Raw genomic sequence first — 19,631 nt, forward strand, 5'->3', positions numbered from 1 at the left:
AGATCGCAAGATGCAACCGCATTTGCAGCAACAATTGCTGCCAAGGTGGGGGTACGCTACGCTGACGACGAGAACATCCGCCCCTCTACGCTCGGTACATGGAAGAGTCCGCCTCATGACATCGACAGCTCGACTAGTTGCGCAGCGCGCGGGGGTTTCAGTATCTACAGTGTCGCGGGCGTACACGCATCCTGACAAACTCTCCCCTGCCACGCTCAGCCGGGTTCGAGAGGCCGCACAGGCCCTCGACTACGAGCCGGTGCAGGTACGACGTCCGTACGGAATTGGCACCAGTCATCCGACGATAGCTTTCATCGCTCCTGACATTGCCAACCCGTACTTCGCTGCGATTGCGAAGGCCGCCCAGCAGCGTGCGCACATGCGTTCGTTCAACATGATGGTCGCGAACACCAGTGAAGACATCGAACAGGAATCCGAGTTGCTCAACGGATTGCCGCCGAGCGTGCAGGGCGTGATCTCATGCTCCAGCCGCTCGACGGATTCCCAGATCCTCGAGATGTCGGCACGCGCACCCATGGTGCTCATCAACCATTCGGTCCCGTCGGTGAATTCGGTGCGGGTGGACGAGACCGATGCCATGCGGCAGATCGTGAATCATCTCACCGCGCTCGGGCATCGCCGGATTGCCTACGCCGGCGGGTCGGCGGCATCACCGTCCGAAGTCGCGCGCAGCTCGGCACTGATCCAGATCGATGCAGAGCACGATGAACTCGAGATCATGCATCTGGGCAACTTCGCCGCCTTCGCACATGGCGGCATGGCCGCAGCAGATCTGGTCATCTCGTCGGGGGCTACCGCGGTCATCGCCTTCAACGACTTGGCGGCGATCGGCATCTTGTCCCGTCTTCACCAACGCGGCCTTCGAGTGCCCGAAGATATCAGCGTGGTCGGCACCGACGACGTCCTGATTTCCGAGGCCACCTATCCGCCGTTGACCACCATGGCGATGCCACTCGAGCGACTGGGCAGCGCCGCCGTGGAACTACTGGAGAAGGCGATCTCCGGACAAAGCATCATGCGAGAAGAAGTCGTGCTGCTCGCAAGTCTCGTAATACGGCAATCCACCGGCCCAGCGCCATCGAATCACGACGCATCAGCCAGCTGAATTGCGCGATTTCGCGGCGGCCCGCTCGCCGCACAGCGATATTGCGCGCCTATTTTTGTTCGACCCTACGCAAAGGAGCAAGACATGAATCAGCCAACCGCCCTCGTCACCGGAGGATCCCGGGGCATCGGTTTGGCCATCGTCAAGAAGTTGATCGCTGCCGGTTACAACGTCAGCACGATCGCTCGCAATGAGTCCACCGATGACGAATTCCACCAGCTCGTGGACAGCGGCAAGGTGTTGTTCCTGTTGGGTGACATCACGGATGCTGCCACACGTGAGACTCTGGTGAACACCACCTTGGACAAGTTCGGCCAGATCGACCTGCTGTGCAACAACGTCGGAACCGGCCCCGAAAAGCGCCTCGACATCCTCGATATGCCGCTGGAGAGCTACGACCGAGTCATGGACGTGAATCTCCGCAGCCCGCTGCTGCTCACCCAGGTGGTGGCTGCCCTCATGATCAAGAACACTCCTCGCAACCCGGGCGGTCAGCCTGGGGTCATCGTGAACACCGGCTCGGCCTCTGCCACCATGGTGTCCACCAACCGTGGCGAGTACTGCATCTCCAAGGCCGGGGTCTCGATGATGACCAAGCTCCTCGCGATCCGCCTGGCCGAGCACGGCATTCCCGTCTACGAAGTGAGCCCCGGAATCATCCGCACCGAGATGACCAAGGTTGTCACGGCCAAGTACGACAAGTACATCCTCGAGGACGGCAACTGCCCGATTGCTCGCTGGGGTGAACCAGAGGACGTCGCCGAGGCGGTCATTGTGCTGGCCGAAGGTCGGCTCAAGTACTCGACCGGTGACATCATCTACGTCGATGGCGGCATGCGGATCCCGGTGCTGTGATGATCGCCACGGTAGCGGCCGGACTCCTGGAGCAGTGATGTCAATCAATCGCCTTTCCCTCAATACAGCAACCGCCAAGAACCTCGATCTGCCGACGGCACTGGCCGCGGCCGCCGAGCATGGCTACGAAGCGGTAGGGCTGTGGCGCGACCGCGTCGCCGAGACCGGTGTCGAACGCACGGCCCAACTCGTCAAGCAGGCAGGGCTGCGAGTGTCGGCGCTGTGCCGCGGAGGTTTCATGACCGCCTCCGAGCCTGATGCCATCGCGTGGGCGCTGTCCGACAACAAGGCCGCGATCGACGAAGCAGCCGGGCTCGGCACCTCGGAACTGGTGATGGTGGTCGGCGGTCTGCCGGCCGCCAGCGACTTCGGAGGACCTGCAATTCCCGATGGCGATCGGGATCTCGGCGCAGCGCGGCAGCGGGTCATCGACCGCGTCGGCGACCTCGTCGGCTATGCGCAGTCTCGCGGGGTGCGTCTGGCGCTCGAGCCGATGCACCCGATCTTCGCCGCCGACCGCGGCGTGCTGTCCACTCTGGGCCAGTGCCTCGATATCGCCGATGCATTCGATCAGGGGGCTGTCGGGGTGGTCGTGGACACCTACCACGTCTGGTGGGATCCCCAGCTGGCCTCGCAGGTCGAACGCGCCGGACGAGCCGGACAGATTTCGTCCTACCAGGTGAGCGACTGGGTTCTTCCGTTGGACCTCGACACTCTCAACTCCCGCGGATTCATGGGCGATGGCTACATCGACTTCGCCACGATCACCTCGCTGGTCGAGCAGACCGGCTACACCGGCGACATCGAGGTCGAGATCTTCAACCGAAAGATCTGGGATCTGCCCACCGACGAACTGCTCAGCACTGTTGCCGAGCGCTACAGCGCGCTCGTTCTGCCGTATCTGCGCTGAGACGATGCCTGGTGTTTCCTTATGCCCCTGCTGCCGGGGCATAAGGAAACACCTCCTCAGTGCCGGATCTCGCGATGCCGGCCTTCAGCCCTGCCGCGACTCCAGCACCTTGTTCAGCACGCCGAGATCCACATACTCCCCCACCTGCACGCCCCACGGATCTGCCAGCACGGTTGCGGCAGCTCCAGGTTCCCCCAAATCGGAAAGCACCATGGCGGCACCGGTGAAATCGTCCCCGCCGGTGTATGCCGATACCGTGATCACAGTCGCCAGGCCGGCGCCGACCGCGGCCCGACAGCCGATGCCGCTGTCCTCGACCACCACCGCGTTGTGCGGCCCGAACCCGAGACTGTCCAACGCGTACAGATAGATATCGGGAGCCGGCTTCTTGCGCGCGACGATGTCTCCGGCGAAGATGTGCACGCGTGTGGCGAGTTCGGGCCCGATCACATGCTGTAGGACCGCCAGGACGGATTCGCGGGCAGAGGTCGAGCACACCGCGACCGTCCAGCCGCTGCGATCGGCTTCACCGATCAGGCGCTTGACACCCGGCCGGCCTGGCAGCGCACCGGCGGTCACCAGCTCGGTGTAGCGGCGGGTCTTCACCCGATGCCAACGAGCCACCTCCTGCTTAAGTACTTCTTCGTCCTCGGGCAGCCCCAACTGTTCACGCAAGGCGGGAGTCAGCACGCTGGCGAGGCGTTCCTTGCCCCCGCCGATGCTCACCAGCGCGGCGTACTCGTCGTTGCTCCAGTGCAGCGGGATCGACAGTTCGTCGAACATCTGGTTGAACGCCACCCGGTGGCCATCGCGCTCGGTGTCGGCCAGAACGCCATCGCAGTCGAAGATGAGCAGCGCCGGGGTCATCATGCCCTGCCTGCCGAGCCGAAGATCTCGAAGAAGCCGACCGCCATGGTCTCGACCGCTCCACCGATCTCATTGAACAACGTTGGCGGATCCCATTCCTGGGTCTGCTCGCATCGCCGCAGCGATGCGAGCGCAGACTTCATATACGTCATCTTGAGCTCCGTCGAGATATTGATCTTCGAGACTCCGGCTTCAATGAACGCCTGGAATTCCTGCGTGGTCAATCCGGTGCCCCCGTGCAGGACGATCGGCTTGTCCGACAATGCCCTGAACTCCCGTGCTCGCTCCGGAAGCAGTTTCGGACGACCATGGTAAACCCCGTGGGCAGTGCCCAGCTGCGGGGCGATCAAGTCGATGCCACTCGCCTGGGCCGCCTCGACGACCTGCTGCGCGCTGTAGGCGTGCGCAATCACATCGGAGCCGACACCGTCTTCAACGCCGACGATGTTCTCGATCTCGGACTCGACGCCGATGCCGTGAGCATGTGCCAACTCGGCTACCTCCCGCGATTCGCGGATCGCCGTCTCCAGATCGCGGTTCGACGCATCGAACAACACGGACGACCAGCCCGCCGCAACCACGTCCTCGATGACACGACGATCCGGGCAGTGATCCAGATGCAAGGCGACCGGTACCCGCGAATCGGATACCGCGGCGTCGAACATGGCTGTCAGCAACCCCACTCCGATCGACTTCGCCGTCTTCACCGACGCCTGAATGATCACCGGTGAGCTCGCACGGTTCGCCGCGGCAACGATCGCGCGCAGACTCACGTCGTCCACAACATTGAAGGCAGCCACCGCATACCCACCCGCCTGAGCGGCTTTCAACAACTCAACTGTTGATGTCGGCTTCATCGTCACATCCCTTTCGGCAGTCTCAGATCTCGCTCTGGTCTTCACGGGCTCCGAACCAGGAACCGTTCCCTCAGCCTCGGCGCCTCCATAGACGTGACTATACAGGTATGTACCAGTATTTGCCACCGATTCCCTCGGCCGGTGCCGCCCACACCCCATTCGCGCATCGGACAACTCGCCGTCGCGGGTAGGGTGTAGTCGTCGAGCCTCCACCCGTGGAGACGACGCGCTGCTCGCACAACCGGCCGGCCACGGCGCCTGCAGCGACCCTGCCAACTCGGCCTCACAGGAGATGCAGTGACAACCGATATCGAGCCGATGGCGACAGGCCTCGCGCGCGATTCGGCTGTGCCGCTGTACGCGCAACTGGAAGAGATCTTCCGAGCCCAAATCGCCGGCGGTCAGTGGGCACCCGGCGACCGGATCCCCTCAGAGAACGAACTCAACCGCATTTTCAACGTCTCGCGGATGACGGTGCGGGGCGTGCTCACCAGACTCGTCGAGGACGGACTGCTCGTCCGCGTGGCAGGCAAGGGCACCTTCGTCGCCAAGAAGAAGATCGAGACCAGCTCCCCCGCCTACCGAGGCGTGCGCGAGCAGCTCGAAAGCCTCGGCTACCAGACCACGACACGACTCATCCGCAGCACCAGGACGACTCCCAGTCCGTCCGTGCAAGAACATCTGCGCCTCGCCGACGGCGAAGATGTCTTCACCGTCGAACGGGTGCGCAGCGCCGATGGCCTACCGATCTCGCTGCACCATTCCTTTGTTCCGTATCGGCTCGCGCCGACCCTCGACCAGCACGATCTGACCTCCCACCAGCTGTGCGTCATCCTCGATGAGCACTACAACCTGGCGATGAAACACGTCGACGAGAAGCTGGAATCGGTATCTGCCACGACTGAGGTCGCACGGCAGCTCAAGCTGAGTCGTGGCGACCCGGTCCTGCTTCTCGAGGACCTCATCTTCGACGCTTCAGGGACTCCGTACGAGTACTCGAAGATTCTGTTCCGCGGTGACAAGGTGCAGATCAGCTTCAGCTTCGATCTGTGACGGCCCAGACGTTACATGGCTGAAACACTCGCGCAACACCTCCGCTAGATTGGCTGGATAGCGTGAACCCGTTCACTGATTCAGCGGGCCGGGAAAGCCCGGTCGTCGAGTTGAAGGAGACCTCATGTTCCAAGGCGCCGATGATCTCTTGGCGTATTTGAAGGACGAGAACGTCGAGAACGTCGACGTCCGTTTCTGCGATCTGCCAGGAGTGATGCAGCACTTCACTGTGCCTGTGGGTTCGTTTGGTCCCGAAGTTTTCGAGGAGGGCCTGGCATTCGACGGCTCGTCCGTGACTGGCTTCCAGGCGATCAACGAGTCGGACATGGCCCTGATGCCCGACCCCACCTCGGCTTACCTGGATGCGTTCCGTAAGTCGAAGACGCTGGTGGTCAACTTCTTCGTGCATGACCCGCTGACGAAGGAGCCCTACAGCCGCGACCCCCGCAACATCGCGCGGAAGGCTCAGGCATACCTCGGCACCACCGGCATCGGCGACACCGCGTACTTCGCTCCCGAGGCCGAGTTCTACGTTTTCGATGACGTGCGTTACGAGACCAACGGGCACAGCGCGTTCTACTCGGTGGACGCGGAGTCGGCCGGCTGGAACAGCGCCCGCGAAGAAGAGCGTGGCAACCTCGGCTACAAGGTCAAGACCAAGGGCGGCTACTTCCCGGTGGCTCCCGCCGATCACTACGGTGATCTGCGCGACGAAATCGTCAAGCACTGTGAAGATGCCGGTCTGATCATTGAGCGCGCTCACCACGAGGTCGGCGCTGCCGGCCAGGCCGAGATCAACTGGCGTTTCGACGAGCTGCTGACCAGCGCCGACAACGTCATGAAGTTCAAGTACCTGGTCAAGAACACTGCATTCGTCAACGGCAAGACCGCGACCTTCATGCCGAAGCCCGTCTTCGGTGACAACGGCTCGGGCATGCACTGCCACCAGTCGATCTGGAACGACGGCAAGCCGCTGTTCTACGACGAGAACGGTTACGCTCAGCTGTCCGACGTGGCCCGTTGGTACATCGGTGGCCTCCTCAAGCACGCTCCGGCGCTGCTGGCCTTCACCAACCCGACCATCAACAGCTTCCACCGTCTGGTGCCGGGCTTCGAAGCCCCGGTGAACCTGGTCTACTCGGCTCGTAACCGCTCGGCCTGCATCCGCATTCCGATCACCGGTTCGAACCCGAAGGCCAAGCGCATCGAGTTCCGCTGCCCCGATCCGTCGGCCAACCCGTACCTGGCCTTCTCCGCACTGCTGCTCGCCGGCATCGACGGCATTCAGAACCGCATCGAGCCGCCGGCTCCGGTCGACAAGGACCTCTACGAACTGCCGCCCGAAGAGCACGCTCAGGTCACCCAGGTTCCGTCCTCGCTGGATGAGGTGCTGGCCGCCCTCGAAGCCGACAAGGACTTCCTGCTGGCCGGAGACGTCTTCACTCCTGACCTCCTGCAGACCTGGATCGATCTGAAGAACGACGAGATCGACGCACTGCGTCAGCGTCCGCATCCCTACGAGTTCGATCTGTACTACCAGATCTGATCATTTGGGCTTGTCACCCCAAGCCGAAATGAACCGGGTCAGTACCTCTTGGAGGTACTGACCCGGTTCATTTCTTCGGTGCGGATCGATCGCTCACCAGTCGTGCATCGATCCGTCGCGGTCACGAGCGACAGGGAGATAGGCCGACTCGAAAGGGAATCCTGCGGCGGCCTGTTCGTCGAATTCGACGCCCAGCCCCGGGGCCTCTCCCGGCACCAGGTATCCGTCGACGAGTTCGTAGGACACATGGAAGACCTCGCTCACCTCGCGGGGGTATCCCATGTACTCCTGGATCGCGCCAGCCGGATTCGAGATGCCCAGGTGAACCGACGCAGCCATGGTCAGCGGCGAGACATCGGATGGGCCGTGCGGAGCACCCTTCACCTGGTAGAGATTCGCCAGGTCGAAGATGCGTCGCACATGCGAGATACCCCCCGCATGCATGACACAGGTGCGGACATAGTCGATCTTCTGCCCGATGATCAGGTCCTTGCAGTCCCATATCGTGTTGAAGACTTCGCCGATCGCCAGTGGCGTCGTCGTGTGCTGACGCACCAGGTCGAGTGCCTGCTGGTTCTCGGCCGGGGTGACGTCCTCCAACCAGAACAGCCGCAACGGCTCCAGTTCCTTGCCCAGCCGCGCGGCTTCGATCGGCGTCAACCGGTGATGAGCATCGTGCAGCAGCTTCAGCTCGGGCCCGACATGGTCGCGGACCTCGGCGAGCATGACCGGCGCATGCCGCAGATAGGCCTCCGTGTCCCAGACTTCGACGACCGGCTTCGCTCCCCTGGATGCAGGTTCGTAGGCGTCGCGATGGCGCTGCACCCCGTATACCGAATCCAGCCCGGGGACGCCTGATTGCGCACGGATGGCTGTGAAGCCACGCTCCCGGATGGCGTCCACGGATTCCAGCAGTTCGGGAGTCGACCATCCGGTGGCATGGGTGTAGGCGAGGAGCCGGTCTCGTACCTTGCCTCCGAGCAGTTGATAGACCGGCTGGTTGAGCGCCTTGCCTTTGATGTCCCACAGGGCGAGGTCCACCGCGCCGATGGCAGCCATCGTGATCGGCCCCCGGCGCCAGTAGACGCCACGGTAGAGGTACTGCCAGGTGTCCTCGATCCGGTCCGCGTCCAAGCCGACCAGCAGCGGCGCGATGTGATCTCGCAGATACGACGCCACCGCCAATTCGCGTCCGTTGACCGTAGCATCGCCCCACCCGACGATCCCATCATCGGTGGTGACCTTGAGGGTCACGTAGTTGCGGCCCGGGCTGGTAAGCAAAACCTCGGCGCTTCTGATTGTCCTCACTGATCAGCACTCCATCATTCGTGGACGTGCTCGCGGCCACAACGCTCGCGATGCCCGTCGTCCGAATTGCAATAGTAATACCTTAAGCATTCAGACCTCGACGTGGGGGGTCTCAATCCAAGGTCCTGCCCGGGCCACCGATCACCGGTCGGCCGCCCGCCGACGGCCGGCAGGTGACCGACGGCCGGCAGGTGAATGGCCCGGAGCCGCGACGTGCTACTGCCCCAACTCCCGGCGCAGGCCGCCGAGCATGGCAACCGTCGCGTGGAAGGCCGCTTCCCGATCGCCGCCGGCAACCAGCCAGGCCACATGGGCGTGGCCGGTGATCGCCATCAGGGCAGCCTCCCGCGGCATCAGCCCCCAGGCGACGCGTCCGCGCAGTGTTTCGGCCAGCGCGCCCTTCAACGAGACGAAGATCGGATTGCCGCTCGCCTCGAGCAGCAGCGCATGGAATCTGATGTCAGCCTCGAGAAAGTCCTGCGAATCGGCCCGGTCGGCAAGCTGATACAACCGTCTGGCCAGGGCCTTCAGTTCTTCTCGTTGCTCACTGGTGGCCAGGGTAGCCGCGGCCGATGCGGCGACCGGTTCGACGGCGAGCCGCAATTCGGTCAATGCTCGCAGCTCCGCGAGATGACCACCGCCCTGCATCATCCACCGCACCATGCGCGGGTGGAGCGCACTCCATTCGCTCTGCGGCCGGACGACCAGCCCCACCTTGCGGCGGGCTTCCAGCAGTCCGACCGACTCGAGCACCCGCGCGGTCTCCCGCGCCACGGTACGAGAGACGCCGTATTCCTCTTGGATCCAGGTCAAAGTGAGCACCTCGCCGGGCTGAATCTCACCACTCAGAATGTGCTGCGCCACGGATTCAACGATCGCTTGGTGCAGCGTCGGGGCTCCCATACCGTCCTCCTGTCATCACGGCCACGGCGATGCAATACACCACTCAGCCTCTATCACTGGTCATAAGTTCTGACAAGTTGTCTCGCATTTGGTCGCATCAATCGACAGGCCGTCTCCAGAAAATTACCGTTCTCGTGAAGCAACCACCAGTCTGGTCGGGCGCCGGCTGACGAAGCCACTTTCGGCAGCGACACGCTGACGCCCTCCTGTTCACGGCGGTCTTACCCGCGCGGCACTGGTCCAGGCCAAGCGGGCTTGCCGAACCGGCACACCTGGCGCGAGACACCCCATGATGCCTCCTCCACCTCGGGCGACTGATCCGGCGTACCCGAACCCCAAAGGAGGGAATATGGATCAAGAGACGATCCGACGCCTGTCGGATCAGGCAACCCATGTGTTGCTCAACAAGCCCCAGACCATCTCGAGCCGCAAGGGCGGCTGGATGATGATCTCCACGATCCTCATCGAAGCGTGGGATCTCTATGCGATCGCCTTTGTGCTGATCTTCATCAAGAACGAGTTTCAGCCAAATGCCGTTGAGCTGTCCTTGGTTGCCGCGGCGGTCCAGGGCGGCGCGCTGATCGGCGCGCTGATCGGTGGCGTGGTCGCCGATCGACTCGGACGCAAGAAGGTCTTCATCCTGACGATGGTGCTGTTCATCATCCTGGCCATCGCGCAGGGATTCTCCCAGAACATCATCGACCTGATCATCATCAGGCTGCTGATCGGTATTCCGCTGGGCTCGGATATCTCGAACGGCTACGCCTACATCATGGAGTCGATGTCGAAGGGCACCCGCGAGCAGATGGGCTCCCGCTGGCAGTTCATGTTCGGTCTGGGCGAGGTCTTCTCCATCATCGTCATCACGATCCTGTTCGCCACCAACATCTTTAGCGATACCATCCTGTGGCGCGTAGCACTGGCCCTGGGTGCCGTGCCGGCCCTGTTGCTGCTGATCATGCGGCTGGATCTGCCCGAAACACCGCTGTCGCTCATTCAGCGCGGCAAGTTCGTCCAGGCGAAGGCGACCAGCAAGCTGCTGTTCGATGACGACCTCGATATGCTGCCCGACCAGGACGTCAAGATCGAGAAGCCGAAGCTGCACGACTTCTTGAGTGTCATCTGGAGAGATCCGATCAAGAAGCGCGCATCGATCTTCGGCTGGATCTCGAATGCCTGCCAGGGCGCCGAGTTCACCGCCTGGGGCTTCTACCTGCCGTTCATCCTGACCGTCGCCGGCGTTGCGGGAGCCGGCAACATCATCGGATCCAACCTGGTGACCGCGCTGGTCTTCTGCCTGGCGACAGTCTCCGGCTTCGTGGCCCCGCTGATGCTTCCGAAGATCGGCCATCGCGGCCTGTCGATGTGGGGCTTCGGGTTGTCGTTCATCGGTCTGATGATCGGAGCTATCTCGCTGGCCAAGATCGCCCCCTTCGAGGCGCTCAACCAGACTCCGCCGGTGGCCTGGGGGAGCCTGCTCGTGGTCGGTGCCTGCATTTTGATGTGGGGCCACTACTGGGACGCCTCCAACGGCATGACGATCGTCTCAATGGCCGCCCCGGCGCGCTTCAAGGCGACCGCGTCCGGCTTCGGATACGTCTTCGTCAAGGCGGCCTCGTTCTTCGGCGCCTTCGTCTTCCCGGTCCTCACCCAGTACGCAGGCAAGGCCTGGGCCACTGCGGCCGTCGGCATCTTGTCGCTCATCGGCTTCTTCTCGGCGAAGTACATCCTGCCGGAGATGTGGGGCTACGTGGAGACCGAGGAGGTCGGCGGAATCGCTCCTCAGAGCGAAGCCTCGGCAGTCGTGTAACTCTGCCATCTGATCAGTCCGTAGCCAGTGGCGGGCGGCTCCAACCGGGGCTGCCCGCCACTGTATTTCTCCTGAGCCGCGTGTTCTCCCGGGCCGCCCAGCTGATCCGCAGCAAACCGGTCAACCAACCTCACAGCCGGCTCCAGGCGACACCCCGTCCCCGCATTCGTCCGCCAACCCGGCGGCGCTGATCTCGCGCACCTCGGCGGGTGCCAGCGAGTCATGCTCCCAGTCGACATCCCGGTGCCCCCTGCCCGCCAGCACCGTCTGAAGCACGCACAGCGCGTCGCCGTGTCCGACCAGCACGACCGTGCCGCGAGCATCGATGCGTGTTCTCAGCCACGCCAGCAACCGCCGCATGCGTTCATGGACCTGGACGATGGACTCCCCACCGCCCCACGCGACCTCGGAGACATCCAAGCCGGCGGGGGTCGGCAGAGCCCGCAACTCACTGACGGGGCGTCCTTCGAGTTCGCCCAGGCACTGTTCGCGCAGCAGCGGGGTGACGTTGAGCCGAGCCCCCAACCGATCTGCGATTGCCTGTGCTGTCGATGCCGCCCGCACCGCGTCCGAACTGAATAGCTGAACGGGCCCGTCGGCGACCAGGCCCGCCACCGTGGCAGCCGCCGCCTCGGCTTGCAGCCGTCCGAGCTCGGTGAGCGGCGCCGGCAACGACTGCCCCAATACCAGATGGTCTCGGTTGGCGGTCGATTCCCCATGCCGCACGATCAGCAAGCGCATGTGCCCACCCTAGTGATCCTCGCGTCTTCCGAGCCCGATCGGCACAACAGGCTCATAGGCAACACACAGATGCGTCATCGATGGAACCAAACTTCGCCTGACTGAATGGTTAACACAAGATGACATGACCCGAAAGGTCCCACCATGAATCCGTATCTGATGCTCGCCGATATCGTGGCCATCACCTTGCTGATGCTCGTCTTCTACGTGCCTCGCAAGGGTCGCCGTGAACTGGTCTCCAGCTTCCTGGTCACCAACGTCGGCGTCCTCGCCCTCGCAACCGCGATGTCGGTCGGGACGATTGCAGCGGGTCTTGGCCTCGGTCTGTTCGGTGTGCTGTCCATCATTCGGCTCCGCTCCGAAGAGCTGAGCCACCGCGAAATCGCCTACTATTTCGCTGCCTTGAGCCTGGGCTTGCTGGGCGGCCTTGAGGGGCTGCCGTTGTTGTGGAGCATCGGCCTGATGGCCCTGGTGCTGCTGGCCATCGCGATCGGCGACCATCCTCGTGTCACCGCGCATACCAGGAGCGCAGAACTGATCATCGACCAGGCCATCACCGACCCCGCCGCTCTCGAACGGCGGACCTCGGAGTTGCTCGGCGGCGTCGTCACCGACCTCGTCATCCGCCGCGTGGACTTGATCAACGACTCCACCACGGTCCAGGTTCGCTACCGTCTGCTCACCACGAATGACACCACTGCGGGCAACCAGCTCGACAAGCCGAATACCTATCAAGGCCCTTTCGAGCCCGCCATGCGGGCCACCGGAAACCGTGAGCCGCTGCGATGACCGCGACGATCAGCCTCGAAGAACTCAACGAGCAAAGCGCCCTGCTCGACCGGGTGGATCGCAAGTACCTCATCAAGACCTCCGATCTGCCGGTGATCTGGAACAACCTCGATGATTGCTCCCGGGTTCTGGACATCAACGGGCTCACCTGGTTCGGCTACCACTCGGTCTACTACGACACTCCCGAGTTGGACTGCTATGCCGATGCCGGCATCGGACGACGCCGCCGCCTCAAGGTCCGCACCCGTGCTTATCTGTCCAGCGACGAGCACTGGCTCGAAGTCAAGACTCGCGGGCCACGCGGCACCACCATCAAGGACCGGCTGGCCCGCACCGGCGACTCCGGCTCGCTCTCCAGCGCCGAACGGCACTGGATCGGTCAAACGCTCTTGTTCCGCGGCATCACCCATGCCCCCGTCGAGACCCTGCAACCAACCGTGACCACGGACTACTCACGCCGCACGATACAGATCTGTCCCGCGGATGCACCCGTCTCGCGGCTCACCATCGATGTCGGACTGACCTGTTCAACTCCGGACGACAACGCCGAATCGGTCAGTTTCGACGAGTACACCATCGTCGAAACCAAGGGCTCGCCGCGGCCATCACGGGCCGACCGGCAGCTGTGGACGATGGGTCACCGACCCCTTCGGGTCAGCAAATTCGGAATCGGGGTCGCACTGCTCAACCCGGAACTGCCCGACTACAAGTGGCACCGCATCATCAAGCACGAGTTCGCCGCCTAAACCCACCCGATCGTCAGGACAACACAATGAATCATTCGAAGATCACCACATCGATTGTCGGCTTCGCCTTGGCCGGGCTCACCCTGGCCGGCTGCGGTTCGTCCGATCTCACCGCGACTGGCTCCAGCGCCAGTTCGGTCAACAGCTCGAGCTCGACCTCGTCCAGCACCGCGACCACCGTCGACTACACCCAATACGCTGACGTGCTCTCCGATAACAAGGAATCGCACGCCGACTCCAACGATGCCGACTACGACGCCTCCAAGGCGACGACGATCACGCTGGCCGATGACGACGTCACCATCAGCGAGCCCGGCACCTACATCCTCAGCGGCACCCTGACCGATCACAGTGTCACGATCGACTCGTCGGCAGACGGCAAAGTCAAGCTCGTGCTCGACAACGTCACCATGACGTCGTCGGTGAACTCGCCGATCATCGTGACTGCCGCCGACGAGGTCGTGATCATCCTGGCCGACGGATCCACCAATACCGTCACCGACACCTCGGCGCACAGTGCTGCCGAATCCGACTCCGATGCGCCGAACGCTGCGATCTTCTCGATGGACGATCTCACCATCGGCGGCAACGGTGCCCTCACGGTCACCTCCACCGCCAGCGGGGTCGACGGCATCGCCAGCAAGGATGGCCTGGTCATCCTCGCCGGTGACATCACCGTGGACGCAGCAGATGACGGTATCCGCGGCAAGGACTACCTCATCGTCGAAGGCGGCACCATCAGCGTGAAGTCCGCCCAGGACGGCCTGAAATCCACGAATGAGGACGACGACACCGTCGGTTACGTCTACGTGAGCGGTGGCACCGTCACCATCGATGCCGGAGACGACGGCGCACACGCGGAAGGTGACCTGCTGGTCTCCGGCGGGAACCTGACGATCACCAACTCCTACGAAGGCCTCGAGGGAGCAAACATCGTCATCGCGGGCGGGGTCGTGGATGTGACCTCCAGCGATGATGGCCTCAACGCCACGCAGGGCACATCCAACGATTCGGCGCAGCCGGCTGACCAAGCCGGTGACACTGGTCCTGCCCAGGGCGGCGCGATGCCTCAGGGTGGCCCGATGGCCGATGGCCAGGCCCAGGGCGGCACGGCGGGTGGCATGGGTGAGTCCAGCGACGGCTCCCAACTGATCATCACCGGCGGCGAGATCACCGTCAACGCCGAGGGCGATGGCATCGACTCCAATGGCACCGTCACGATGAGCGGCGGCACGGCGATCGTCCACGGCCCCACCAAGAGCGGCAACGGCGCTCTCGACACCACGTCCTTCGATATCTCGGGTGGCACACTGATCGCGGCCGGCAGCACCGGCATGGTGGTCACTCCCACGACCACAAGTGCCCAGGGCTGGGTGAGCGTGAATCAGACGTTGACCAGTGGACAAACCGTCGAGCTACTCGATGGTGACACTGTGCTGGCCACATTCACCGCGGTCAAGGACGCCGGCAACATCGTCATCTCGGTGCCGGGAATCGTCAGCGGTTCGTCCTACACGGTTCGGGTCGACGATTCTGACGCGGGCAGCGTCACTGCGGACCAAGCGTCCGCCGGCGGCGGAATGGGTCGGGCCGGCGACCAGTCCTGGCAGCGATGACCGACGGCCGGCCCAAGGTATCGCGGCGAGCCGTGCTGCTCGGCGGGCTGACGGCGCTGGCCGCTACCGGCACCGCCAGCGCCTGGGCGCTCGATCGGTTCGTGATCGAGCATGCCCAGGTCACCGGGGTCTCGCAACTGGACTCCTCGGCCTCTCCCGACGACAACGCGTTGGCAGACCCGAAGGTCACCATCACCACCTGGACGACAGGCGCCGACGACGACCTGGTCACCGGCTACATCGCCGACATCAGCACGGCGGACGCTCGCCAGATCCGAACCGCATTCGCCGACGACACCTACGGCGAGAACATCATCGAAAACCCCTCGGTGATCGCCGCCCGCGTCGGGGCGGCCCTGGCCATCAACGGCGACTACTACGGATTCCGCAGCGAAGGCATCGTCATCCGCGACGGCATCGCCTTCCGCGACAAGGGCACCCGCGATGGACTGGCGCTATATTCCGACGGGCAACTGAGGGTGTACGACGAAACCACGATCAGCGCTCAGGAGCTCGTCGATGCCGGCGTCTGGCAGACCTGGTCGTTCGGTCCCGGGTTGATCATCGACGGACAGATCCAAGCCGGCATCGACGACGTGGAGATCGACACAAACGTCGGCAACCACTCGATCCAGGGCGAACAGCCGCGCACCGCGATCGCGATGATCGAACCGAACCACTACCTGTTCGCCGTGATCGATGGACGCTCGCCGGGCTACAGCCGCGGGGTCACCATGACCGGACTCGCTCAGCTTCTCGCCGGTCTGGGTGCTCAGGTGGCCTACAACCTGGACGGCGGCGGCTCATCGACGATGGTCCATGACGGCCAGCTGGTCAACAACCCCCTCGGCCAGGGCAAGGAACGCGGCACCAGCGACATCATCTGGACCACCGGAGGCTAGCAGCCGTGGCCATGGTCATCCTCATACCCAGCTACGAGCCCGATCGCAGACTACTGACCCTCCTGACCCACCTGTCCGGTCAGCAGATCGTCATCGTGGACGACGGCTCGAGCCAGCGCTACGCCCACTGGTTCGCCGCAGCCGAACGTCTCGGTTGCACCGTCATCCATCACCGGATCAACCGAGGTAAAGGCAAGGCACTGCGTACCGGGTTCGAGTACATCGCCCGGCACTTTCCGGGCGAGCCGGTGGTCTGCGCCGACGGCGATGGTCAACACACACCGGCCGACATAACCAAGGTCGCCGATGCCCTCGACGACGGCGACCCCAACATGGTGCTGGGTGTGCGGGAATTCTCCGGCAAGGTCCCGCTGCGGTCACGGATCGGCAATGCCGCAACGAGATCGCTCTTCCGGGCAGCAACCGGACTGGCGATCAGCGACACCCAGACAGGGCTGCGCGCCTATCCCGCACGAATGCTCAGCTGGCTGTGCACGATCGACGGCGACCGGTTCGACTATGAGCTCATCCTCCTGGTGAGGGCGAGCCAGCAGGGGATGCGCGTCCGGCAGGTACCCATCAAGACCGTCTACGAGGACGGCAACGCGTCCAGCCATTTCCGGCCGGTCCGAGATTCCTGGCTCATCTACCGCCCCTTGCTGGGATTCATCGGCAGTTCGCTGCTGGGCTTCGGCATCGACTGCGCGATGCTCGCGCTGCTGCTGGCCGGCACCGGTGTGCTGACCCTGTCGGTGATCGGCGCCCGGCTGGTCAGCGCGACAGTCAACTACACGGTCAACCGCCGCTACGTCTTCGCCGCTCAAGCGCCCCTTGCGGTGCGCCAGACACTCCCCGGCTATGCCGCGCTGGCCGTCGTCGTCCTGATCGGCAACCTCGTCCTGATGTGGACGCTCACCCCGCTCACCGGCGCAGCAGTCGCGAAGATCGTTACTGAGGTGTCCTTACTTACTGTCAGCTATGTCGTCCAATCCACCCGGGTATTCGCGCATCGCCACCGAGCCCAGCACGAGGACACCGCACCGGCGCCCGACGATTCCGACGCTGTGCAAAAATTAGGCGTCCGCTGACAAGACCCCTGGAAGGACGATGATGACCATCGATCCTGGTTCGCTGCTGGGCAGAACCATTTCATCCATCACCCCCACCGACTCCAAAGCGCTCGCAGCCGCCGAGGACCGACAGTGTCAGTTGACCAAGCCACCGGGATCCCTGGGACTGCTGGAAGTCATCGGCTGCCAGCTGAGTGCGATCTGTGGCCAGGTACCGCCACCGGTACCCACTCATCCGGTATTGGCAGTCTTCGCGGGCGACCACGGAGTCTACGAGCAGAACATCACCTGCTGGCCGCAAGAGGTCACCGTGCAGATGCTCATCAACATGTGCTACGGCGGCGCGTCCATCAATGCGTTGGCGCCCGAGACCGGCACCCAGATCTGGCCGGTCGACATCGGGTTGGCCAACGGTGTGCCGGATGCTCCGGGGCTGCGCCGCCTGCGGGTGCGCAGCGGTACCGCTGACTTCACCCAGACCTCCGCGATGACTCGGGAGGAAGCTCAGCGCGCGATCGAGGTGGGCATTGCCCTGGCCGACCAGGCCGTCGCCGGCGGCGCAGACGTGCTGTTGACCGGCGAAGTCGGGCTCGGAAACACCACCTCGGCGTCGGCACTGATCGCGGCGATGACCGGTACCGACCCCCAGCTGACCACCGGACGCGGCGCCGGCTCCGATGACGTCATGCTGCAGCGCAAGGTCGATGTCGTTCGCCGCGGCATCGCCCTGCACGATCCCGATCCGTCCGATCCGCTCGGCGTGCTGGCCGCGCTGGGCGGCCTCGAGCTGGCGGGCATGGCCGGCTTCATGCTCGGGGGCGCGGCCCACCGAGTCCCGGTGATTCTCGACGGCGTGCTCAGCTGCTCCGCGGCGCTGGTGGCCACCGGTCTGCAGCCCGATCTCATCGGTTATCTGTTCGCAGGTCACCTCGGTGACGAGCCGGGCATCAAGGTAGCGCTCGAGGCGCTGGGGCTGCCGGCTCTGTGCGATCTCGAGCTGCGGCTCGGTGAAGGTAGCGGCGCCCTGATGGCGCTGCCGATCATCCGCGGTGCCGCCCGGGTGCTGCGCGACATGGCCACCTTCGCCGACGCCGGGGTGTCCGGCAAGGTGGACGAGTGAGCGAGCCTCGGATCGCGCGACTGCTGGTGCTGGGCGGTGCCCGCTCGGGCAAGTCGACCTTCGCCGAACAGCACTTCGCGCATGCCCCGGCCGTCGACTACCTTGCCACGTCGCAGGTGCCCGACGACGATCCCGAATGGGTCGAACGCGTCCGCGTGCACCGGCGGCGGCGCCCCTCGCACTGGACGACCATCGAGACCCTTGAGCTCGCCGGCGAACTGTCGCGGGAGACCACCACACCGTTGCTCATCGACTGCATGACCGTTTGGCTGACTCGCCAGATGGATCTGGCGGGAATCTGGGATGAACGGCCGGGTTGCGATGAGGCCCTGAAGGCCGCCGTCGAGGAGGCCGTCGGGGCGTTCGCTCGCGCGACCAGGCCCGTGGTCGCGGTCAGCAACGAGGTCGGGCAGGGCCTGGTGCCTGCTGAGGCGGGCAGCCGGCGCTTCCGCGACGAAATGGGCGTGCTCAACATGCGCCTGGCCGAGGTCGTGGACGAGGTCTGGTTCTGCACCGCCGGTATTCCGGCCAGGCTGAAGTGAGCGGCGCCACAGGTGCGGCACCCCGCCGGTCCGGTCTGGTACTGGCGGCGGGATTCTTCAGCATCATCCCGATGCCGGCATTCACTGAGATCGGCGAGAACGAAACCCGCCGGGCTTTGCGCTGGTTTCCCACCCTGGGCGCGCTTTTCGGATTGGCGGCAGGTCTGGCCGGTGCCGCGACGCTGCTAGTGAGTGGGGCTCACTTACTGGCAGCCGTCATCGTGCTCCTTATCTGGCAGGCATTGGCCGGCGCGATGCATCTGGACGGCCTGGCCGACTGCTTCGACGGGCTGGCTGCCTTGGGCAGCCGCAAAGAAGGACGTGACGCCGCCCGCGCGCTGGAGATCATGCGCACCCCCGACACCGGTGCCATGGGTGTCGCAGCAATCGTCCTGGTCTTGTTGGTGCAGGTCGGCGCCTTGTCGGCAGCCCCCGATGCACGCACCCTGCTCGTGCTGGCGATTCTCGCTCCGGCCGTCGGGCGGGCCGCGATCCTGATCGCCTCCCGCCCCGGTGTGCCCGCTGCCCGCAAAGGTGGCTTCGGGGCGCTGTTCCACGAGGTGACGCCGCCCACCCAGATCGCCATCCAGATGCTGCTGATCGCCGCAGTCGCTGTCGGCTTGGGCTGGTGGGCAGCCGGATGGGTCGGCGCCATCGGGCTGGGCTGCTCACTGGCGATCGCCGTGCTGGTCTCATTGGTCTGGGTGCACCGGCTGGTCGGCGCCTTCGGCGGGCTGAGCGGTGACATGTTCGGCGCCATCATCGAGGTCACCACGGCAGTCTGCGCACTGGCCGGTTCGCTCGCGCTGTCCGCCGCCTTCCGAGTCGCCGCATTCTGATGCGCCGCGACACCGGATCGTCCCTGCGGAG

General features: G+C 64.2%; 19 protein-coding genes. 14 read left to right on the plus strand and 5 right to left on the minus strand.

The annotated features are described in order from the left end of the window. Positions 1–115: 115 nt before the first annotated feature. The 3 genes from QUE25_RS02980 to QUE25_RS02990 all read left to right on the plus strand — a co-directional run bounded on the left by QUE25_RS02980 (position 116) and on the right by QUE25_RS02990 (position 2,891). The gene (locus tag QUE25_RS02980) at positions 116–1,126 is read left to right on the plus strand and encodes a LacI family DNA-binding transcriptional regulator (protein ID WP_286267425.1); all 1,011 of its coding nucleotides are present in this window, start codon (positions 116–118) and stop codon (positions 1,124–1,126) included. Positions 1,127–1,210: 84 nt separating this feature from the next. Further along, on the plus strand, positions 1,211–1,981 hold the full coding sequence (locus QUE25_RS02985) for a 3-ketoacyl-ACP reductase (RefSeq protein ID WP_286267427.1): 771 nt from the start codon (positions 1,211–1,213) through the stop codon (positions 1,979–1,981). Positions 1,982–2,018: 37 nt separating this feature from the next. Beyond that, the gene (locus QUE25_RS02990) at positions 2,019–2,891 is read left to right on the plus strand and encodes a sugar phosphate isomerase/epimerase family protein (RefSeq protein WP_286267429.1); all 873 of its coding nucleotides are present in this window, start codon (positions 2,019–2,021) and stop codon (positions 2,889–2,891) included. Positions 2,892–2,975: 84 nt separating this feature from the next. On the opposite strand, the gene QUE25_RS02995 is transcribed toward QUE25_RS02990, so the two are convergent. Then, on the minus strand, positions 2,976–3,758 hold the full coding sequence (locus tag QUE25_RS02995) for an HAD-IA family hydrolase (protein ID WP_286267431.1): 783 nt from the start codon (positions 3,756–3,758) through the stop codon (positions 2,976–2,978). After that, positions 3,758–4,615, minus strand: a complete 858-nt coding sequence (locus QUE25_RS03000; protein WP_286267433.1) for a class II fructose-bisphosphate aldolase — start codon at positions 4,613–4,615, stop codon at positions 3,758–3,760. Before QUE25_RS03000 ends, QUE25_RS02995 begins: the two co-directional genes overlap by 1 nt. Positions 4,616–4,912: 297 nt before the next feature. On the opposite strand from QUE25_RS03000, the gene QUE25_RS03005 reads away from it, so the two are divergent. Continuing rightward, positions 4,913–5,668: a GntR family transcriptional regulator gene (locus QUE25_RS03005; RefSeq protein WP_286267436.1), complete on the plus strand. Its 756-nt coding sequence runs from the start codon at positions 4,913–4,915 to the stop codon at positions 5,666–5,668. Positions 5,669–5,792: 124 nt separating this feature from the next. Then, on the plus strand, positions 5,793–7,214 hold the full coding sequence (gene glnA, locus QUE25_RS03010) for a type I glutamate--ammonia ligase (protein ID WP_286267438.1): 1,422 nt from the start codon (positions 5,793–5,795) through the stop codon (positions 7,212–7,214). Between the two features lie 93 nt (positions 7,215–7,307). Here the strand turns inward: glnA and manD are convergent, their stop codons facing one another. Continuing rightward, positions 7,308–8,522, minus strand: coding sequence for a D-mannonate dehydratase ManD (gene manD, locus QUE25_RS03015; RefSeq protein ID WP_286267440.1), 1,215 nt, complete (start codon positions 8,520–8,522; stop codon positions 7,308–7,310). Between the two features lie 216 nt (positions 8,523–8,738). Further along, positions 8,739–9,425, minus strand: coding sequence for a FadR/GntR family transcriptional regulator (locus QUE25_RS03020; protein ID WP_286267442.1), 687 nt, complete (start codon positions 9,423–9,425; stop codon positions 8,739–8,741). A gap of 349 nt (positions 9,426–9,774) precedes the next feature. Here QUE25_RS03020 and QUE25_RS03025 point away from each other — a divergent pair, with 349 nt between their 5' ends. Further along, complete coding sequence (locus QUE25_RS03025) at positions 9,775–11,235, plus strand: MFS transporter (RefSeq protein ID WP_286267444.1); 1,461 nt, start codon at positions 9,775–9,777, stop codon at positions 11,233–11,235. Between the two features lie 120 nt (positions 11,236–11,355). Here the strand turns inward: QUE25_RS03025 and QUE25_RS03030 are convergent, their stop codons facing one another. Beyond that, the gene (locus QUE25_RS03030; protein ID WP_286267446.1) at positions 11,356–11,976 is read right to left on the minus strand and encodes a histidine phosphatase family protein; all 621 of its coding nucleotides are present in this window, start codon (positions 11,974–11,976) and stop codon (positions 11,356–11,358) included. A 144-nt stretch (positions 11,977–12,120) separates the two neighbouring features. Between QUE25_RS03030 and QUE25_RS03035 the strand changes: the two genes are divergently transcribed. The 8 genes from QUE25_RS03035 to QUE25_RS03070 are packed head-to-tail and all read left to right on the plus strand — an operon-like array spanning position 12,121 to position 19,600. Further along, a complete protein-coding gene (locus QUE25_RS03035; protein ID WP_286267448.1) occupies positions 12,121–12,765 on the plus strand; it encodes a DUF4956 domain-containing protein in 645 nt (214 codons plus the stop codon). Beyond that, positions 12,762–13,511, plus strand: coding sequence for a VTC domain-containing protein (locus tag QUE25_RS03040; RefSeq protein ID WP_286267450.1), 750 nt, complete (start codon positions 12,762–12,764; stop codon positions 13,509–13,511). Before QUE25_RS03035 ends, QUE25_RS03040 begins: the two co-directional genes overlap by 4 nt. Positions 13,512–13,537: 26 nt before the next feature. Further along, positions 13,538–15,127 (plus strand): carbohydrate-binding domain-containing protein, encoded by a 1,590-nt coding sequence (locus tag QUE25_RS03045; protein ID WP_286267453.1) that lies wholly within the window; start codon positions 13,538–13,540, stop codon positions 15,125–15,127. Next, on the plus strand, positions 15,124–16,029 hold the full coding sequence (locus QUE25_RS03050) for a phosphodiester glycosidase family protein (protein ID WP_286267455.1): 906 nt from the start codon (positions 15,124–15,126) through the stop codon (positions 16,027–16,029). Before QUE25_RS03045 ends, QUE25_RS03050 begins: the two co-directional genes overlap by 4 nt. Before the next feature lie 11 nt (positions 16,030–16,040). Beyond that, positions 16,041–17,117: a bifunctional glycosyltransferase family 2/GtrA family protein gene (locus tag QUE25_RS03055; RefSeq protein WP_286268482.1), complete on the plus strand. Its 1,077-nt coding sequence runs from the start codon at positions 16,041–16,043 to the stop codon at positions 17,115–17,117. Positions 17,118–17,139: 22 nt separating this feature from the next. After that, positions 17,140–18,219 carry a nicotinate-nucleotide--dimethylbenzimidazole phosphoribosyltransferase gene (gene cobT / locus QUE25_RS03060; protein WP_286267456.1) on the plus strand — a complete coding sequence of 360 codons (1,080 nt, stop codon included), beginning with the start codon at positions 17,140–17,142 and terminating at the stop codon, positions 18,217–18,219. After that, positions 18,216–18,761: a bifunctional adenosylcobinamide kinase/adenosylcobinamide-phosphate guanylyltransferase gene (locus QUE25_RS03065; RefSeq protein WP_286267458.1), complete on the plus strand. Its 546-nt coding sequence runs from the start codon at positions 18,216–18,218 to the stop codon at positions 18,759–18,761. Before cobT ends, QUE25_RS03065 begins: the two co-directional genes overlap by 4 nt. Further along, positions 18,758–19,600: an adenosylcobinamide-GDP ribazoletransferase gene (locus QUE25_RS03070; RefSeq protein WP_286267460.1), complete on the plus strand. Its 843-nt coding sequence runs from the start codon at positions 18,758–18,760 to the stop codon at positions 19,598–19,600. Before QUE25_RS03065 ends, QUE25_RS03070 begins: the two co-directional genes overlap by 4 nt. Positions 19,601–19,631: the final 31 nt, after the last annotated feature.

The organism is Brooklawnia propionicigenes (genome assembly GCF_030297015.1).
GTDB classification, from domain to species: Bacteria; Actinomycetota; Actinomycetes; order Propionibacteriales; family Propionibacteriaceae; genus Brooklawnia; species Brooklawnia propionicigenes.

Coding starts and splice junctions, on each gene's coding strand:
- QUE25_RS03000 (WP_286267433.1), bottom strand. CDS start 4,615: ATGAAGCCGACATCAACAGTTGAGTTGTTGAAAGCCGCTCAGGCGGGT.
- QUE25_RS03025 (WP_286267444.1), top strand. CDS start 9,775: ATGGATCAAGAGACGATCCGACGCCTGTCGGATCAGGCAACCCATGTG.
- QUE25_RS03045 (WP_286267453.1), top strand. CDS start 13,538: ATGAATCATTCGAAGATCACCACATCGATTGTCGGCTTCGCCTTGGCC.
- QUE25_RS03020 (WP_286267442.1), bottom strand. CDS start 9,425: ATGGGAGCCCCGACGCTGCACCAAGCGATCGTTGAATCCGTGGCGCAG.
- QUE25_RS03035 (WP_286267448.1), top strand. CDS start 12,121: ATGAATCCGTATCTGATGCTCGCCGATATCGTGGCCATCACCTTGCTG.
- glnA (WP_286267438.1), top strand. CDS start 5,793: ATGTTCCAAGGCGCCGATGATCTCTTGGCGTATTTGAAGGACGAGAAC.
- QUE25_RS02980 (WP_286267425.1), top strand. CDS start 116: ATGACATCGACAGCTCGACTAGTTGCGCAGCGCGCGGGGGTTTCAGTA.
- QUE25_RS03055 (WP_286268482.1), top strand. CDS start 16,041: ATGGTCATCCTCATACCCAGCTACGAGCCCGATCGCAGACTACTGACC.
- QUE25_RS02990 (WP_286267429.1), top strand. CDS start 2,019: ATGTCAATCAATCGCCTTTCCCTCAATACAGCAACCGCCAAGAACCTC.
- QUE25_RS03030 (WP_286267446.1), bottom strand. CDS start 11,976: ATGCGCTTGCTGATCGTGCGGCATGGGGAATCGACCGCCAACCGAGAC.
- QUE25_RS02995 (WP_286267431.1), bottom strand. CDS start 3,758: ATGACCCCGGCGCTGCTCATCTTCGACTGCGATGGCGTTCTGGCCGAC.
- QUE25_RS03050 (WP_286267455.1), top strand. CDS start 15,124: ATGACCGACGGCCGGCCCAAGGTATCGCGGCGAGCCGTGCTGCTCGGC.
- QUE25_RS02985 (WP_286267427.1), top strand. CDS start 1,211: ATGAATCAGCCAACCGCCCTCGTCACCGGAGGATCCCGGGGCATCGGT.
- QUE25_RS03040 (WP_286267450.1), top strand. CDS start 12,762: ATGACCGCGACGATCAGCCTCGAAGAACTCAACGAGCAAAGCGCCCTG.
- cobT (WP_286267456.1), top strand. CDS start 17,140: ATGACCATCGATCCTGGTTCGCTGCTGGGCAGAACCATTTCATCCATC.